13 protein-coding genes are annotated in these 18,172 nt (G+C 67.4%); 6 read left to right on the forward strand and 7 right to left on the reverse strand.

What is annotated here, in order from left to right:
- The first annotated feature begins 303 nt into the window (after positions 1 to 303).
- The 5 genes from ACZ7L0_RS05915 (at position 304) to ACZ7L0_RS05935 (ending at position 6,367) form a co-directional block, all read left to right on the forward strand.
- On the forward strand, positions 304 to 1,293 hold the full coding sequence (locus ACZ7L0_RS05915; protein WP_471241182.1) for an ABC transporter permease: 990 nt from the start codon (positions 304 to 306) through the stop codon (positions 1,291 to 1,293).
- 82 nt (positions 1,294 to 1,375) lie between these two features.
- A complete protein-coding gene (locus ACZ7L0_RS05920; protein WP_471241183.1) occupies positions 1,376 to 3,133 on the forward strand; it encodes an ABC transporter substrate-binding protein in 1,758 nt (585 codons plus the stop codon).
- Between the two features lie 99 nt (positions 3,134 to 3,232).
- Entirely contained in the window at positions 3,233 to 4,213 is a 981-nt protein-coding gene (locus tag ACZ7L0_RS05925; RefSeq protein ID WP_471241184.1) for an ABC transporter permease, read from the forward strand.
- Positions 4,214 to 4,259: 46 nt separating this feature from the next.
- On the forward strand, positions 4,260 to 5,297 hold the full coding sequence (locus tag ACZ7L0_RS05930) for an ABC transporter ATP-binding protein (RefSeq protein WP_471241185.1): 1,038 nt from the start codon (positions 4,260 to 4,262) through the stop codon (positions 5,295 to 5,297).
- A gap of 26 nt (positions 5,298 to 5,323) precedes the next feature.
- Positions 5,324 to 6,367 (forward strand): ABC transporter ATP-binding protein, encoded by a 1,044-nt coding sequence (locus ACZ7L0_RS05935; RefSeq protein ID WP_471241186.1) that lies wholly within the window; start codon positions 5,324 to 5,326, stop codon positions 6,365 to 6,367.
- Positions 6,368 to 6,496: 129 nt separating this feature from the next.
- On the opposite strand, the gene ACZ7L0_RS05940 is transcribed toward ACZ7L0_RS05935, so the two are convergent.
- The 7 genes from ACZ7L0_RS05940 to ACZ7L0_RS05970 all read right to left on the reverse strand — a co-directional run bounded on the left by ACZ7L0_RS05940 (position 6,497) and on the right by ACZ7L0_RS05970 (position 17,525).
- Complete coding sequence (locus ACZ7L0_RS05940; protein WP_471241187.1) at positions 6,497 to 7,639, reverse strand: ABC transporter ATP-binding protein; 1,143 nt, start codon at positions 7,637 to 7,639, stop codon at positions 6,497 to 6,499.
- Positions 7,640 to 7,654: 15 nt separating this feature from the next.
- Positions 7,655 to 8,719 carry an ABC transporter ATP-binding protein gene (locus ACZ7L0_RS05945; RefSeq protein ID WP_471241188.1) on the reverse strand — a complete coding sequence of 355 codons (1,065 nt, stop codon included), beginning with the start codon at positions 8,717 to 8,719 and terminating at the stop codon, positions 7,655 to 7,657.
- A gap of 22 nt (positions 8,720 to 8,741) precedes the next feature.
- On the reverse strand, positions 8,742 to 9,722 hold the full coding sequence (locus ACZ7L0_RS05950) for an ABC transporter permease (RefSeq protein ID WP_471241189.1): 981 nt from the start codon (positions 9,720 to 9,722) through the stop codon (positions 8,742 to 8,744).
- An 88-nt stretch (positions 9,723 to 9,810) separates the two neighbouring features.
- A complete protein-coding gene (locus tag ACZ7L0_RS05955; protein ID WP_471241190.1) occupies positions 9,811 to 11,619 on the reverse strand; it encodes an ABC transporter substrate-binding protein in 1,809 nt (602 codons plus the stop codon).
- 74 nt (positions 11,620 to 11,693) lie between these two features.
- Positions 11,694 to 12,728: an ABC transporter permease gene (locus ACZ7L0_RS05960; RefSeq protein WP_471241191.1), complete on the reverse strand. Its 1,035-nt coding sequence runs from the start codon at positions 12,726 to 12,728 to the stop codon at positions 11,694 to 11,696.
- Between the two features lie 559 nt (positions 12,729 to 13,287).
- On the reverse strand, positions 13,288 to 15,204 hold the full coding sequence (gene typA / locus ACZ7L0_RS05965) for a translational GTPase TypA (protein ID WP_471241192.1): 1,917 nt from the start codon (positions 15,202 to 15,204) through the stop codon (positions 13,288 to 13,290).
- A 188-nt stretch (positions 15,205 to 15,392) separates the two neighbouring features.
- The gene (locus ACZ7L0_RS05970; RefSeq protein ID WP_471241193.1) at positions 15,393 to 17,525 is read right to left on the reverse strand and encodes an ABC transporter family substrate-binding protein; all 2,133 of its coding nucleotides are present in this window, start codon (positions 17,523 to 17,525) and stop codon (positions 15,393 to 15,395) included.
- Positions 17,526 to 17,851: 326 nt separating this feature from the next.
- On the opposite strand from ACZ7L0_RS05970, the gene ACZ7L0_RS05975 reads away from it, so the two are divergent.
- Positions 17,852 to 18,142 carry a hypothetical protein gene (locus ACZ7L0_RS05975; protein ID WP_471241194.1) on the forward strand — a complete coding sequence of 97 codons (291 nt, stop codon included), beginning with the start codon at positions 17,852 to 17,854 and terminating at the stop codon, positions 18,140 to 18,142.
- Positions 18,143 to 18,172: the final 30 nt, after the last annotated feature.

The raw sequence follows: 18,172 nt of genomic DNA on the forward strand, positions 1-18,172 counted from the left end.
GATGTACGCATGTCGACACACAGGCGTCCGCATATCGAACTTATTGACCGATTAGTCCTGTTGGTCCGACGTAAAGCACGGATTGATCACAGGGCGCTACCCGCGTAGCTACGGAACAGTCAAGCACGAGTAAAGAAGGTAAATAGACAACCAAGGCGACCGAGAATTTATTGACCTTGAATGAATTGCGTTGAAAAAGTCCGGCGTAGCCCGTAGGGGAGTGCCCTGCGGAGTCATCAGACCCTCCCTGGGCCAGGAGCACCATGACCCCCCCCAACTCCATCTGCGGCTGCCCCGCTCGAGGTGACCGACGAGAGCGTCGAGAAGTCGACCACTTCTCCCTCCTCGAAGGGCAACGAGAGCCGTTCTCCGGGACGGCTGGCCTGGAAGCGCTTCAAGCGCGACCGTACGGGCGTCATATCGGCCTATGTCGTGATCTTCTTCTTCGTGATCGCGATAGCGGCGCCACTCATAGCGAAGCTGTACGGCAAGGACCCGTACACCACCTACGCGAGCGATCGCCCCGAACTGCTCGACGCCTTCTCCTACCCTGCCGGTCCCAACGGCGGCATGAGTTCGGAGTTCTGGTTCGGCATCGAACCGCAGCTCGGCCGGGACGTCTTCACGTTCCTGCTGTACGGCATCCGGACCTCGCTGGGCATCGCCACGGCGGCCACGCTCCTCACGACGGTCTTCGGTGTCGTGGTCGGTGTCACGGCGGGCTACCTGGGCGGCAAGACCGACTACTTCGTCGGCCGGGTCATCGACATCCTGCTGTCGTTCCCGTCCACGCTGTTCTTCATCGCGTTCATGCCGGTCGTCTACGGCCTCTTCGTCGCGAGCACCGACAACATCCCGACCTCGCTGATCGCCTTCTCCTTGATCATCGTGCTGTCCGCCTTCGGCTGGGCGTCCATCGCGCGACTGCTGCGAGGTCAGGTACTCGGCCTGCGTGAGCGGGAGTTCGTCGAGGCGGCCAAGGTCACGGGCGCGTCTCCGATGCGCATCGTGTTCAAGGAGCTGCTGCCGAACCTGTGGACTCCGATCATCATCCAGTCCACGCTGATGCTGCCCGCCTACGTGACCGCCGAAGCGGGCCTGGCCTTCCTCGGTGTCGGTATCACCGACCCGACCCCGGACTGGGGTGTCATGATCGGCCGAGGAGCCCAGTTCTACTCCCAGGACATCACCTTCATGCTCTTCCCGGGCGTCTCCATGGTGATCTTCGTCCTCGCCTTCAACCTGCTCGGCGACTCCGTGCGCGACGCGCTCGACCCGAAGTCCAAGCGGTAGCAAGCCCCGCTCCATCCGGCCCGGTGCAAAGACGTCCGGCTGGTTCCGACCGTCCGAATTGACCTCAATAGGCAGGCTCAGCATGTCTTTTTCTCGCAGAAACTTCCTGATCGCCACCGGTGTGGCTGCGGCCTCCTCCTCCGTGCTGAGCGCCTGCAGCAGCGGTGACAGCGGCTCCAAGAACAACAAGGTGCCGTCGGTCAGCAAGGCCAAGACCATGAACATCCCGGTCGGCACCAAGGCCGACTCGACCGGTCCGGCCCCCGAGGTCAAGGGCGCGGTCAAGGGCGGGACGATCTACTCGCTCGACCAGTTCGACATGGACCACCTGGACCCGGCCCAGATCTACGTCTCGACCGAGGGCGCCATCACCGTCCCGATCATGCGTGGCCTCACCGGCTACAAGATCGACGAGAAGGGCGGCTGCACGCTGGTCGGCGACGTCGCCACCGACGCCGGCACCATGAAGGACGGCGGCAAGACCTGGACGTTCACCATCAAGGACGGCATCAAGTGGGAGGACGGCTCCGACGTCTCCATGGATGACGTCCGCCACACCTTCGAGCGCCTCTTCGCCTCCTTCATCACCGAGGGCCCGCGCTACGTCCAGCAGTGGCTGGTCGGCGGCGACAAGTACAAGGGCCCCTACGACGGCAAGAAGCTCGCCTCGATCGAGGTCTCCGGCAAGAGCATCACCTTCCACCTCACCGAGCCCCGCACCGACTTCAACTACACGCTCGCCATGCGTGGTTACTCCCTGGTGTCCAAGAAGAAGGACACCAAGGAGAAGTACGACAAGCACCCGTTCTCCTGCGGCCCGTACAAGATCGAGAGCCGCAGCATCGGCAAGTCGATGACGTACTCGCGCAACGAGCACTGGGACCCGAAGACGGACGCGATCCGCAACAACTACCCGGACAAGTACGTCTTCCAGTTCGGCTTCCAGCTCGTCGCCTCCACCGACCGCTACATCGCGGACCGGGGCAACGACCAGTACGCGATGTCGATCTTCAACGAGGTCGCCCCCGAGCGCATCGCCCAGGTCCTCACCAACGCCAAGCTCAAGCAGCGCGTCCTCACCCAGGTCGACACGGTCACCTACTACTGGCCGATCAACACCACCCGGATCAAGGACGTCAAGGTCCGCCAGGCCATCAACTGGGCGTGGCCGCACCAGCAGCTGCAGACCATCCGCGGCGGCAAGGCCACCAGCGAGCTGGCCACCACCATCCTCAGCCCGGTCACCCCCGGCTACGAGAAGTTCGACCTCTACGGCACGGACAAGAAGCCCGGTGGCGACCCGGCGAAGGCCAAGGCCCTGCTGAAGGAGGCCGGCAAGCTCGGCCAGAAGCTGGTCATCGCCTACCAGCAGTCGGACAACGCCGTGAAGCAGGCCGTCGCGCTCAAGAACGCCCTGGAGGCGGCGGGCTTCAAGGTCGTCAACAAGCAGGTCGACAAGACGACCTTCTACACCCAGATCGGCAAGGTCGACAACGAGTACGACCTGTTCGCCGCCGGCTGGAGCCCGGACTGGCCGAACGGCTACTCCGTCTTCTACCCCTGCTGGAGCGGCAAGAACATCGGCGACGGCCGCAGCAACTACGCCCAGCTGAACGACGCGAGCGTGAACAAGGCGATCGACGCGGCCGCCAAGATCACCGACGTCGAAGCCGCCAACAAGGCCTGGGGCGCCGTCGACCGTCAGATCATGGAGCTGGCGCCGGTCGTCCCGGACTACCACTCCATCCGTAACTGGATGTACGGGTCCAAGGTCGGCAACGTCATCTACGACGCCGGCAACACCTGCGTCGCGCTGTGCAAGCTGTACGCCAAGAAGTAAGCGCGCACGACCCCTCGGGGGCGGCCATGACCTGGCCGCCCCCTCCGGCCCACCCCCCGTACCCGCGGCGACGGCGCCCCGTCCGGAAAGTCACGCCCCATGTTCCGCTTCCTTGTCCGCCGAGTCTTCGGCGCGCTGGTCATCCTGTTGATCATCAGCGCCGTCACCTTCTGGCTCTTCTACGCCATCCCGCGTGACCCCGCCACGATGTCCTGCGGCAAGAACTGCACGCCCGACATGCTCAAGCAGGTCCGGCACAACCTGGGCATCGACCACCCGGTGCCGGTCCAGTACTGGTACTGGCTCAAGGGCGTCTTCGTCGGGCGCAGCTACGGTGACTTCGGCGACTGCAGCGCGCCCTGCCTCGGGTACTCCTTCGCCAACCGCGAGCCCGTCCTCGGTACGATCCTGGACCGGCTCCCGCTGACCCTCTCCCTCGCCTTCGGCTCCGCCGTCGTCTTCCTCGTCTTCGGCGTCGGCGCCGGCATGATCGCCGCCGTCAAGCAGGGCAAGTGGCAGGACAAGCTGGCCAGCTCGGCCTCGCTGGTCGCCTCCTCGCTGCAGATCTACTTCGTCGGCTACATCGCGATGTACTTCCTCGTCTCGAAGTTCGACATCCTCAGCAACCCGTCCTACACGCCGATCACCGAGAACCCGGCCGAATGGGCCTCGGGCCTGCTGCTGCCCTGGCTGGTACTGGCCCTGATCTGGACGGCCAACTACACGCGTATGACGCGCTCCCAGCTGGCCGAGACGCTCACCGAGGACTACGTCCGCACGGCCCGGGCCAAGGGACTGTCCCGCCGCAACGTCTTCTTCCGGTTCGCCTGGCGCGGCGCGATGGGTCCGATCGTCACCATCTTCGGCATCGACCTGGGCATGCTCATCGGCGGCGCGATGATCACCGAGACCGTCTTCAGCCTCCAGGGCGTCGGCCGGCTCGCGGTGGACGCGGTGGACAAGAGCGACCTGCCGATGGTGCTGGGTGTCACCCTGCTGTCCGCCGGTGCGATCGTGATCTTCAACATCGTCGTCGACGCCGTCTACGCCCTCATCGACCCGCGGATCCGGCTCGCCTGACCTCCGCCCATCCCCGACCCCCCGCATCACCCCCAGGAGCGTCACCGTGACGAGCACCGATCAGCAGCCGTTCCTCTCCATCAAGGACCTGAAGGTCCACTTCTCCACCGAGGACGGCGTCGTCAAGGCCGTCGACGGACTCAGCTTCGACCTGGCCAAGGGCCAGACGCTCGGCATCGTGGGCGAGTCGGGCTCCGGCAAGTCGGTGACCAACCTGACGATCCTGGGCCTGCACGACCGTGCCCGGACCTCGATCGAGGGCGAGATCCTGCTCGACGGCAAGGACCTGCTCACCTCGACCGAGAGGGAGCTCGAGCGGCTCCGCGGCAACAAGATGGCGATGATCTTCCAGGACGCCCTGGCCTCGCTGTCGCCGTACCACACGATCGGCACGCAGATCGGTGAGACCTACCGCAAGCACACGGGAGCCTCCAAGGCCGAGTCCCGCAAGCGCGCGATCGAGATGCTGCGGCGCGTCGGCATCCCCCAGCCGGACATGCGGGTCGACGACTACCCGCACCAGTTCTCCGGCGGTATGCGCCAGCGCGCCATGATCGCCATGGCGCTGGTCTGCGACCCCGAGCTGCTGATCGCCGACGAGCCGACCACGGCCCTCGACGTGACGGTCCAGGCCCAGATCATGGACCTGCTCAAGGACCTCCAGCAGGAGTTCGGCACCGCCATCATCTTCATCACCCACGACCTCGGCGTCATCGCCGACATCGCGGACGACGTGCTGGTGATGTACGGCGGCCGGTGCGTGGAGCGCGGTACCAAGGAGGAGGTGCTGCGCAGCCCGCAGCACCCCTACACCCTGGGCCTGCTCAACTCGATGCCGAGCCTGAACGGCCCGGTGGACGTGCCGCTGTCGCCGATCCCCGGTTCGCCGCCCTCGCTGCTGAACCCGCCCACCGGCTGCCGTTTCCACCCGCGCTGCGCCTTCGCCGAGAAGGTCCCGGGCGGGCGGTGCTCCAGCGAGCGCCCGCTGCTCGAGGTGGTCGAGGGACGCGGCTCCGCCTGCCACCTCACTGGGGAGCAGAAGAAGGAACTCTTCGCCGACTTCGCCGGAACCCGGCACAACTGACGGACACGAGACGGGACTTCACGACCATGAGCAACACCAGCCCCCTCCTGGACGTCTCCGGGCTGACCAAGCACTTCCCGATCAAGGGCGGTTTCCCGATCCGGCGCACCGTCGGCGCGGTGCAGGCCGTGGACGGCCTGGACTTCCAGGTGGCCGAGGGCGAGAGCCTGGGCCTCGTCGGTGAGTCGGGATGCGGCAAGTCGACGACGGGCCGGCTGATCACCCGGCTCCTGGAGCCGACCGGCGGCAAGGTCGTCTACCGCGGCCAGGACATCACCCACGCCAACCGCAAGCAGCTGGCACCGATCCGGTCCGAGATCCAGATGATCTTCCAGGACCCCTACGCGTCGCTGAACCCGCGCCAGACGGTCGGCAAGATCATCTCCGGCCCGATGGAGATCAACGACGTCAACCCGGCCGGCGGCCGTGAGAAGCGCGTCCGCGAACTGCTGGAGATCGTGGGCCTCAACCCCGAGCACTACAACCGCTTCCCGCACGAGTTCTCCGGCGGCCAGCGCCAGCGCATCGGCGTCGCCCGCGCGCTGGCCCTGGAGCCGAAGCTGATCGTGGCGGACGAGCCGGTCTCCGCCCTGGACGTCTCCATCCAGGCCCAGGTCGTGAACCTGCTCCAGAAGGTACAGCGGGAACTCGGCATCGCGTTCGTCTTCATCGCCCACGACCTGGCGGTCGTGCGGCACTTCTCCCAGCGCGTCGCGGTCATGTACCTCGGTAAGATCGTGGAGATCGCCGACCGCGAGGACCTGTACGACAACCCGCGCCACCCGTACACGCGGGCCCTGCTGTCCGCCGTGCCCGAGGCCACGGTCGACGAGGAGCCGCGTGAGCGCATCCGGCTCACCGGCGACGTACCGTCCCCGATCAACCCGCCCTCCGGCTGCCGCTTCCGCACCCGTTGCTGGAAGGCGACGGAGAAGTGCGCTACGGAGGCCCCGCCGCTGGTCCAGGTCGAGGGCAACAAGCCCGGTCACCTGACCGCCTGCCACTACCCGGAGACGCAGGAGACGGTTCCCGCTCCGCGCCTCACCAAAGACCCCGAGGCGGCGGCCTGACAACACCCCTTTTCCGTCAGCCGCCCCTTTCGGAACGGACATTCACGGCCCATTGACCCGAGCCCAGAACGTCCGGTCCCGGGGAACGAGGGCCCGCGCATCCACGGATGTGCGGGCCCTCTTCTGCGCCTACTCCTTCCCCGTCTCCCCCGTCTCCTCCAGCGCCGCCAACGCCGGGTCGAGCACGATGTCCTCGGCCCGCCCCTCGACCGTCGGCTCCTCCGGGAAGTGGCAGGCCGTGAGGTGGCCGGGCCCGTTTCCCGAGATCCGGACCAGCGGCGGTTCCTCGGACGCGCACATGTCCTGGGCCTTCCAGCAACGGGTCCGGAAGCGGCAGCCGGAGGGTGGCGAGATCGGGGAGGGGACGTCACCGGCGAGCCGGATGCGCTCACGGCGGCCCGACCGCGCGGAGTCCGCCGAGTCCGTCAGGTTCACCTCGGGAACGGCGGACAGCAGCGCGTGGGTGTAGGGGTGCCGGGGCCGGGTGTAGATGGAGTCCCGGTCGCCCACCTCGATGATCTTGCCGAGGTACATCACCGCCACGCGCTGCGAGAAGTGCCGCACGACCGCCAGGTCGTGGGCGATGAAGAGGAACGCGATGCCCAGTTCCCGCTGTACCTTCTGGAGCAGGTTCACGACCTGGGCCTGGATGGAGACGTCCAGGGCGGAGACCGGCTCGTCGGCGACGATCAGCTTCGGTTCCAGCGCCAGCGCCCTGGCCACACCGATGCGCTGGCGCTGGCCGCCGGAGAACTCGTGCGGGAAGCGGTTGTAGTGCTCGGGGTTCAGCCCCACGATCTCCAGCAGTTGGCGGACGCGCTTCTCCCTGCCGCCCTCCGGTTCGATCCCGTTGATCTCCATCGGGTTGGAGATGATCTTGCCCACGGTCTGCCGGGGGTTCAGTGACGAATAGGGGTCCTGGAAGATCATCTGGATCTCGGAGCGGATGGGCGCCAGCTGCTTCCGCGAGGCGTGGCTGATGTCCTGACCCCGGTAGGAGATCTTCCCGCGCGTCGGCTCCATCAGCCGTGTGATCAGGCGGCCCGTCGTGGACTTGCCGCAGCCCGACTCACCGACCAGGCCGAAGCTCTCGCCCACGTGGACGGTCAGGTCGATGCCGTCCACGGCCTGGACGTGGCCGACCGTACGGCGGATCGGGAAGCCGCCCTTGACCGGGAAGTACTTGGTCAGGCCGGAGACTTCCAGCAGCGGTTCGCCCTCCGCCCCGGTGGCCTGCTCGCGCGGGGCGGGGAGGACCAGGTCCTCTTTCATGTGTGTCTCCTAGCCCTACCCCAGTCGGGGCTTGATCTCGTCGATGAAGATGGTCCGCTTCTGCTCCGCCGTGAGATGGCACGCGGAGGCCCGGTCGGGGGCGAGAAGCGGGCGTTCCGTCACGCACCGGCCCGTACCCGCGACACGGTCCTGGAATGTGCAGCGGGGGTGGAAACGGCAGCCGGAGGGCGGGGTCAGCAGGGAGGGCGGCGAGCCGGGGATGGGGGCCAGCGGGGCCTCGATGTCCGAGTCCAGACGCGGCATCGAGTTCAGCAGACCCCAGGTGTACGGGTGTTGCGGCGAGCGCAGCACCTCGTTCACCGTGCCCCGCTCCACCGCGCCGCCCGCGTACATCACCATGATGTCGTCGGCCATGTCGGCGATCACACCGAGGTCGTGGGTGATGAAGATGATGCCCGAGCCGAACTCCTGCTGGAGGTCCTTGAGCAGGTCCAGGATCTGCGCCTGGACCGTCACGTCCAGCGCCGTCGTCGGCTCGTCCGCGATCAGCAGGTCCGGGTCGCAGACCAGCGCCATGGCGATCATCGCGCGCTGGCGCATACCGCCGGAGAACTGGTGCGGGTAGTCCTTCGCCCGCTCCTTCGGGTGGGGGATGCCGACCTTGCCGAGCATCTCCACCGCACGGTCCCACCCGGCCCGCTTGGAGGCGCCGGTGTGCTTCATGAAGGGCTCGGCGATCTGGCGGCCCACCGTGTAGTACGGGGACAGCGCGGTCAGCGGGTCCTGGAAGATCATGGCGACCTTGTTGCCGCGCAGCTTCTCCAGCTCCGATTCGCGGGCCGTGGTCAACTCCTGCCCGTCCAGCAGGATCTCGCCCTCGACCGTGGTGAACATCGGGTTGTGCAGGCCCAGGACGGTCAGGTTCGTCACCGACTTCCCCGAGCCCGACTCCCCCACGATCCCCAGCGTCCGCCCTCGTTCGAGGTCGAAGGAGAGCCCGTCCACGGCCCGTACGATGCCGTCCTCGGTCTTGAAACTGACGTGCAGGTCCCGCACCGAGAGCAGGGTTCCCGCACCCGCCGGGGAGGGGGCGCCGGCTTCCTTGGTCAGAGTGGTCACGACAGTGCTCCTCACACCCGGCCTAGGCCAGCCGCACGCGCGGGTCGATGAAGGCGTAGGCGGCGTCGACGATGATGTTGAACAGCAGGATCATGGTGGCGGAGAACAGCATCACGCCGAGCAGCAGCGGCAGGTCGCTGAAGAACACCGACTGCACGGCCAGGTTGCCGAGACCCGGCAGGCTGAAGGTGTACTCGGTGATGATCGCGCCGCCGAGCAGCGAGCCGAGGTCGATGCCGAAGATGGTGACGATCGGGATCAGCGAGCCGCGCCAGGCGTAGCGGAAGAAGACGTACCGGCGGGACATGCCCTTGGCCCGGGCGGTCCGTACGTGTTCCTCCTGCAGCTGTTCGATCATCGAGGAGCGGGACATACGGGTGTACTGCGCGGCGAAGATCGTGGAGAGGACCACCCAGGGGATGATCAGGCCCGTGAACCAGGTGACCGGGTTCCCGGTGAAGTCGTTGTAGGCGGGTTTGTCGAACCAGTGGGTCTGGTAGACGAAGATCGCCAGGGCGAGCGGGCCGAGGAAGTAGATCTGCATCGAACTGAGCACCATCGCGCCCGCGGTGGCCGTCTTGTCGATCAGCGTGCCGCGCCGCCAGGCGGCCAGCAGGCCGGTGCCGAGGCCGACGATGAGGAAGCAGACCGCACCGCCGAGGGTCAGCGAGATGGTGGTGGGAAGCCGGTCCAGCAGCGTCGCCCAGACCTGCTCGTTGGTGTGGTACGAGTACCCGAAGCAGGGGGCGGGGCACGGTCCTTGGGCGAATTCGTCGCTGCCCATGACCAGGTTGTGCAGGAAGATCCAGTACTGCTCGGGCACGGACTTGTCGAGGCCGAGCACATGGTGGATGTTGGCCAGGCTGTCCGGGTTGCAGGTCTTGCCGCACATCAGCAGCGCCGGGTCGCGCGGCATCCCGAAGAACAGCAGGAACGTGACGATGCTCAGCAGGAAGAGAATGACGACGGCACCGAGGAACCGGCGGACGAGGAAGCGCAGCATGACAAGGGCAGCTCTCTGACGTCGGCGGGCCGGACGGTACCCGGTGCGCGCCCATCGGGGCTGCGCACCGGGTACCGGGCGGGGACGGTTACTTGATGAAGAGGCGACGCGGGTCGATGCCGCCGATCACGTCGTCGTAGACGAGGCCGCCGACCTTGGAGCCGGCGATCTGGGTCTGCTTGTAGTACGCGGTCGGGACGACGTTGACGACGTCCTTCACGATGTACTGGTCGAGCTTCTCCCACGCGGCCGCGGACTTGACCGGGTCGGTGACCTTGTTGATCCGGTCGATCTCGCTGTTGATCTTCGGGTCGTTGACCTGCGAGTAGTTCTGCGCGCCGTCGGCGATCACGCGGCCGTCGTACAGCGGCGGGATCACGGTCGAGGCGGACGGCCAGTCGGCACCCCACGCGGTGTGGAAGATGTCGTAGTTGTTGTCCAGCTTGGAGACCTGGTCGTAGTAGGTCTCGGCCGGGATCTCCTGGCGCTGGACGTTGAAGCCGGCCTTCTTCAGGCCCGCCGCCATGGCGGTGGAGTACTGCTGGCCCTCGGGGGTGTTGATGTAGCCGAAGGTCAGCTTCATGTTGAGCTTGCCGGCCTTCTTCAGCAGTTCCCTGGCCTTGGCCGGGTCACCGGCGGGCTTCTTCTTTTTGCCCCACGGGTCGAAGGCGGGGTCGTAGCCGGAGACGGTCGGGGAGATCAGGCCGCCGGCGACCTCCATCGCGTCGGTGCCGCCGAAGGCGCGGACGAACGGCGTGATGGGCAGGGCGTAGGCGATGGCCTCGCGGACCGTCTTGTCCTTCAGCGCCGGGTGGCTCATGTTGATGTTCATCTGGCCCACGTACGGCTGGTAGCCGGAGACCGTGCGGGACTTGAGCTTCGGGTCACGCAGGACCTTGGACAGGTTGCCCGCGTCGACCTGGTTGTTGAAGCTGAGGCCGGCCTGGTCGGCGCCGCTGTCCGCGAGCAGGGCCTTGGTGGAGTTCTCGAACTGCTGGTTGAAGGTGAAGTTGAACTGGTTGACGTACTGGTGGCGGATCGGGTCCGTCTTCGCGTCCCAGTTGGTGTTCTTCACCAGCACCATCGACTTGCCGGACTTGAAGGACTGGACCTTGTACGGTCCGGTCGCCAGCGGCGCCTTGTCGTACTTCTCCTTGGTGTCGCCCTTCTCGGAGACCACCGCGTAGCCCGCCATGGCCAGCGCGTACGGCAGGTCGGGGTGCGGGGTCTTGAAGTGGAAGACGATCGTCTTCTCGTCGGGCGTCTCCAGGACGCTGCCCGGCAGGTGCTTGCCCTTGTACGGGCCGTCCTTGAGGAGCTTGCGGTAGGCGGTGCCCGGGGAGTCGGCCAGCCACTGCTGGACGTAGGTCGGGCCCTGGTTGATGAAGGGCGCGAAGAGCCGCTCGAAGGTGTGCCGGACGTCCTTGGCGGTGATCGCGGTGCCGTCCTGGAACTTGATGCCGTCCTTGAGCGTGTACTTCCAGGTCTTGCCGCCGTCCGTGGTGGTGCCGGAGTCGGTGGCGAGGTCGCCGACCACCTCGTGGCCGCTGCCGTCGTTGTTGGTGGCCTTGTAGCCGGTCAGCCCTCTGTGGAGCAGTTGCGCGAGCGAGCCCTCGTCGGAGACGTAGATCTGGGCCGGGTCGAGGTGGGCGTAGCTGTCGCGCTGCAGCACTTCCATCGTGCCGCCGCTCTTGGCGCCGGGGACCTCGGCCGCGGGACCGTTGGAATCCGCCGCGCTGCCGAACTTGATGGACGCCTGCTGGCGTTTGGCGTTCTGCTGGTCCTTCTTGTCGTCGCCGCCGCTGTCGCTGCCGCCCTTGCTGCAACCGCTGAGCACAAGAGCTCCGGCCGCGAGCACGGAGAGCGCGCCGTAGAGATGGCGTCCGCCCCTACTCATCACTGAAGTTTCCCACCCATCTGTATGTCACCAGTGCGGAAGAAGTACTTGCGAAGAGAACTGCGAGTGCCTGGTCAGCGCGCGGTCTTGGGGTCGAAGGCGTCTCTGACCGAGTCCCCGAGCAGGTTGAACGCGACGATGAAGACGATCATCGAGACGCCGGGGAAGAACATGTAGGTGATGTCGTTCTGCATCACGAGTTCGGTGGACGCCTTGGAGAACATCTGTCCCCAGTCCGGCGTCGGTTCGACGATGCCCACGCCCAGGTAGGACAGACCGGCCTCGGCGGTCACGAAGGAGGGCAACAGGTATGTCGACTGCACCAGGAGCGGTGTGACGACGTTGGGCAGGATCTCCTTGCGGATGATCCGCCACGGGGAGGCGCCGCTGACCTTGGCCGCCTCGATGAACTCCCGTTCGCGCAGGGCCAGCGAGGTACCGCGCAGGATACGGGCGAGGCTCATCCAGCCCAGGAACCACTGGACGAGGATCAGGGCGACCACCCGGACGTAAGTCGGCGTCTCGTCCCGGGGACTGACGAACAGTGAGACGACGACCGGCATGCTGGCGATGAAGAACAGCTGGGCCGGGAAGGCGAGCAGGAAGTCGATGACCCGCCCGATGGCGAAGTCGGTCCGGCCGCCGAGATAGCCGGCCGCGACACCGAGCAGGATCCCGGTCACGACGACCGCCAGGGTGACCGCGACCGAGATCATCAGCGAGGTGCGGATGCCGTAGAGGAGCTTGGTGAAGACGTCGTAGCCGTTGCCCGGTTCGAGACCGAACCAGAACTCGCCGCTGATGCCGCCGTTGGGCTGCACCGGTACACCCGCGCTGTCGAAGAGTTCGGGGCGTTCGTCCGCGTACACCGTGTACGGATCCTTGCCGTACAGCTTGGAGATGAGCGGGGCGAGCAGCCCGATCAGGAAGAAGAAGCCCACGACGTAGGCCGAGATCACGCCCGTCCGGTCGCGCTTGAAGCGGATCCACATCAGTTGGCCGGGGGACCGGCCCTCGAGGGTGACGGCCTCGGATTTCGTCGCCGGCCCTGGTTCACCGTCGACGACGACCGATGTCCCGCCGCCCTCGGTGTCGATAGGACTTGTCACGGTTCGTCCGTTTCACAGGTATGGGTGTGTGAGGTTCCGGGTACTCCGAACACGCGCGAAACCGCAGTCGGACGCGCGTAGTTGTACGGCCGCATCAATCGGCCGGCCGGATCCTCAGAGCTGCGTGACCCACCTGGCGTTGGCGACACGGCACATAGGGGTTCCTCCTCATGACTTCACGCGTTCACCGACAAGAGGGGGGTTTCCGTCTTCCCTCCGACACCCCTGACGGAGGGTCAGACACCCCCTGGTGCTCGTGAGTCGGCGCTGTCCCCACAGCGCGAGACCCATTGACCCGAGCGCTACGCGGCTAACTATCTGGCATGAGCCAGGTGCCGACCACCGTCTTTAAATCTCAATTCAGTCACAGCTGACGCGTAGATCTTCCAAAAACTGGACAAACCGTTCGGTGGGAGAAGGCCGCGAAACGGACGTGTTACATGGGTATCGGGCGAAGGTCTCCGCATTGCGGACACCGGTCACCCGAAAACAAGTTGCAAAAAACCCGGGCGCCCCCATGATGGGGGCGCCCGGGCTCTGGCTGGGTGCGCGCTGTGCGTCAGCCGTGCTTGGCGCGGCTGGCGGCGCGGGCGCGCTCGCGGGCGTCCAGGTTCACCTTGCGGATGCGGACCGCCTCCGGGGTCACCTCGACGCACTCGTCGTCGCGGCAGAACTCCAGGGACTGCTCCAGGGAGAGCTTGCGCGGCGGCACGATCGACTCGGCCACATCGGCGGTCGAGGACCGCATGTTGGTGAGCTTCTTCTCCTTGGTGATGTTGACGTCCATGTCGTCGGCGCGGGAGTTCTCACCGACGATCATGCCCTCGTACACCTCGGTGCCCGGCTCCACGAACAGCACGCCGCGCTCCTGGAGGTTCGTCATCGCGAACGCGGTGACGGCACCGGAGCGGTCGGCGACCAGCGAGCCGTTGTTACGGGTCTGCAGCGTGCCGAACCAGGGCTCGAAGCCCTCGTGGATGGAGTGGCCGATGCCCGTGCCGCGGGTCTGGGTCAGGAACTCGGTCCGGAAACCGATCAGACCGCGGGAGGGGACGACGAACTCCATGCGGACCCAGCCGGAGCCGTGGTTCGACATGTTGTCCATCCGGCCCTTGCGCACGCCCATGAGCTGCGTGACCGCGCCCATGTGCTCCTCGGGCACGTCGATCGTCATGCGCTCGACCGGCTCGTAGACCTTGCCGTCGACGTCCTTGGTGACGACCTGCGGCTTGCCGACCGTGAGCTCGTAGCCCTCCCGGCGCATGGTCTCGACCAGGATGGCGAGCGCCAGCTCACCACGGCCCTGGACCTCCCAGGCGTCCGGACGCTCGGTCTCCAGCACCCGGAGCGAGACGTTACCGATCAGCTCGCGGTCGAGGCGGTCCTTGACCTGGCGGGCGGTGACCTTGCGGTCCTTCACGGCCGCCTTCGCGTCGGCGCCCTTGCCGGTGCCGCCGCGGCCGACCAGCGGCGAGGTGTTGGTGCCGATGGTCATGGAGATCGCGGGCTCGTCGACCGTGATCAGCGGAAGCGGAATCGGGTTCTCGGTGTCCGCGAGGGTCTCGCCGATCATGATGTCCGGGATACCGGCGACGGCGCAGATGTCACCGGGGCCGGCCTTCTCGGCGGGCTTGCGGGTGAGCGCCTCGGTCATCATCAGTTCGCTGATGCGGACGTTGCTGATGGAGCCGTCACGCTTGATCCACGCGACCGTCTGGCCCTTGCGCAGCTCGCCCTGCTCGACGCGGAGCAGCGCGATACGGCCGAGGAAGTTGTCGGCGTCCAGGTTGGTGACGTGCGCCTGGAGCGGGGCCTCCGCGTCGTAGGTCGGGGCCGGGATGTGCTCCAGGATCGTGGAGAAGAACGGCTCCAGGCTGGTGGAGTCGGCCGGGACCGTGCCGTTGTCCGGCTTGGTCAGCGAGGCGATGCCGTCGCGTCCGCAGGCGTAGACGATCGGGAACTCGATCTGCTCCTCGTCCGCGTCCAGGTCGAGGAAGAGGTCGTACGTCTCGTTGACGACCTCGTCGATCCGGGCGTCCGGACGGTCCGTCTTGTTGATGCACAGGATGACGGGGAGACGGGCCTGGAGGGCCTTGCGCAGCACGAAGCGGGTCTGCGGGAGGGGGCCCTCGGAGGCGTCGACGAGCAGGACGACACCGTCGACCATCGACAGACCGCGCTCGACCTCGCCACCGAAGTCGGCGTGGCCGGGGGTGTCGATGATGTTGATCGTGATCGGGTCCCCACCGTCCTTGGGGTGGTACTTCACCGCCGTGTTCTTGGCGAGGATCGTGATGCCCTTCTCACGCTCCAGGTCGTTCGAGTCCATCATGCGGTCGTCGACGGAGTCGAGCTGGTGGGCGGCGAAGGCACCGGCCTGCTTCAGCATGCCGTCGACGATGGTGGTCTTGCCGTGGTCGACGTGGGCGACGATGGCGACGTTGCGGATGTCGTGACGCGTAGAGGTCACAGCCATAGTGCGGCGTACTCCCGGAGTGTGAGGAATGCCCTGCGCGGACATCTGTGTTTGCGCGGGCCCTGCCGGGCTGGACACGCCACGGCCTCACCCCATGGTACGGGGCCCTCCGGGGGTTCGGCGTCTCGGGGTACGTCGGTGCAGCTCAGGGCTGCTTTTTTGCTCTCCGGCGCTGGTGCTGGGGGCGGCTAAGACGACGGGCTCGCCGAGGTCTTCGCGCCCTTCTTCAGGAAGCCCATGTCCTCGTAGACCGGCGTCTGGAAGCCGAAGGCGCCCGCGTTCGCCAGGTTCTTGCGGGCGCCGGTGAGCTGGGGGCGCTGGTAGAGGGGGATGGAGGCGGCGGCGGCCCAGATACGGGAGTCGGCCTCGCGGATCAGGGAGCGGGACTCGTCCTCGTCGAGCGTGGCGGCGGCCTCGTCGAAGAGCTGGTCGACCTGGTCGGTGCCGACGCGGGTGTAGTTCTGCTCGACGTTCAGGGAGCCGTCGGCGGCCGGGACCGGCTTGGCGTAGATCGGGCGCGCGTCGGTGGCGGGGAAGGCGGAGGACGGCCAGGAGTACAGGGCGAGGTCGTACTGGCCGGAGGCGATGTGGTCCTTGAAGTAGCTCTCGTCCGAGACCTTGGTGACGTCGGTGCGGATACCGACCTTCTCCAGCATCTTCGAGATCCGGTCGGCGACGGCGCGCAGCGGCTCGGAGCCGGGGCCCGAGGGGAGCACGAAGCGCAGGACGAGCGCCTTGCCGTCCTTGGCGAGGGCCCCGGCCGCGACGCCCGCCGGGGCGGCGGTGCCCTGGGGGGCGTACGCGCCCGGCGCACCGCCCTTCTCGTTCTTCGTGTGGTCCTGGTGGTCCCTGGGGTCCTTGTCGTCGCCCTTGTCGTCGTTCTCCTCCCCGACGATGTACGTCCCGTCGTCGCCGCCCGGAGACTCGTCGGCCTTCTCCCCCTTGGCGCCGGCCGCCTTCTCGGTCTTCTTCTGCTCCTTGACCGGGCCCCCGGGCACCCACCCGGCGTCGGCGAGCAGCGCCTGCGCCTCCGCGGTGTCCTGGCCGCCGAGGGCGCCGCTGCCGTCGGCGTAGGCGGCCTGCCCGGACAGGGCGAGATGGCTGCCGACCGGGACGGCGGGCAGGCCGAGGGGGGTGAGGACGACCTTGGCGAGTTCCGTGCGGTCGATGGCGCGGGCGACCGCGCGGCGGACCCGCTCGTCGGCGAGGGGGCCCGTGGAGCCGTTGAGGGCGAGCTGGGTGTAGGCGGGTTCGAGGGACTTGCGGACCTCGTATCCGCGCAGGTCCTGCTGCTGGCGGAGGTAGGTGGTGATGGTCTTGCGCAGCTTGTCCTTGCCGACGTGGACGTCGTCGGAGTCGAAGCCGTGCGCGAGGGCCCAGGCGCGCAGCTTCTTGGCGGAGGTGCGCCCGGATCCCTGGAGGGGGGCGCCGGTGCCCTTCTCGCGGGTGGCGAGGTTGATGCGCTCGGCCTGGGCGGTGTCGATGTCGGCGAGGTCCACCGTGCCGTCGGCGAGCGCGGCGGCCCGCTGGTCGGCGGGTACGGCGTGCAGCACGATCTCGGACAGCTTGGCGGGGTGGCCCCACCAGCGCGGGTTGCGGGCGAGGACGACGTCCTTGGCGGCGGTGTCGACCTTCTTGACCTTGAAGGGGCCGGCGGTGACCTTCAGCTTCCGGCGGGCGCCGTCGTTGAAGGCGTCGGGGGTGCCCATGACGTCCTTCGGGTACAGCGGGGAGAACAGCGACTTCCAGTCGGTGTAGGGGCGGCTGAAGGTGACCCGGACCTCCAGGTCGTTGGCGCCGCGCTCGATCTTGGCGATGCGGTCGTAGCCGGCGTTGCGGGCGGTCCAGTAGGCGGAGTCCTTGCCGGACAGGGCGCGCCACTGGGCGGCGAAGTCGGCGGCGCCGATCTCCCGGCCGTCGCTCCAGACGGCCCGCTGGTCGAGCTTGTACAGGACGACCTGGCGGGGCTCGGTCTCGACGACCTTGGCGGACTCCAGGAAGTCGGGGTTGCGCACCGGGTGGCCGGCCGCGTCGAGGCGGAACATCGACGGCAGGACGGCCTGGGCGACCCGGCTGGTGCCGGTGTCGGCGTCGGCCTGGAAGGTGTTGAGGGTCTCCGGGACCTCGTCCACGGCCCAGCGCAGGGTGCCGCCGTCGGCGACCAGGTCGCGGGCGGCGGGGGCGATGTCCTGACCGGCCAGCGGCTTGCTCGCCTCGTCGTCGGAGCCGCAGCCGGCGAGGGCGGGCACCGTGAGGGCGCCCGCGGTGAGGAAGGCGACCGAGCGCATGACCGCGCGCAGTCCGACGCCGTCGTGGGACATCTCTGCTACCTCCGGGGAGCCCGGTGACTTGGGTGGGGTCTGTTCACATTTGGCGGTATTTTGGAGTTGATCAGATGTACGGACCCACTGTTGAGGAAAGGGTTCGCCTGCCGGGGGCGACACGGCGGCGCGGGCTCCCAAGCCCACCCGTGCGGCGCAACACGCGCCCCGGCGCACACAGAGCGCGCGTGCGGGCGTGCGGTGGAGGCGCACAATCCGCCAATCGCTGCACATGGCTTCACATCTCAAGGTGTGACGCGCAACACTCGCAGGCGCATGAACGTTGCCGCCTTGGACCACGAGGTCCGTGGAAGTGAGGTCACGTCATGTCCGTGCACGACGACCTGACGACAGTCCAGCGTTGCCTCGACGACCTGTTCCGGTCCGTCGGCCGCCTGGAGCAGCAGCTCGGGAGCGGCGGACTGGAGATGCGCCGCGTCCGCGCGGACGCCGATCACCTGCGCGAGAGCGTGGCACTGCTGCGCGAGGCCGCCCCCGGCCTCGGTCAGCCGCGGCGCCCCGATCTCGTCACCATCTCCGACGCGCCGTACGACATCAGCCTGTGGACGGACTCCGACGACGAGGGTCTCGGCGCCCGTGACCGGCGCGCCCCCTGAGGGCTGTCCGCAGACGCCCCTCCCCCGAAC

The organism is Streptomyces sp. NPDC039424, assembly GCF_055639495.1.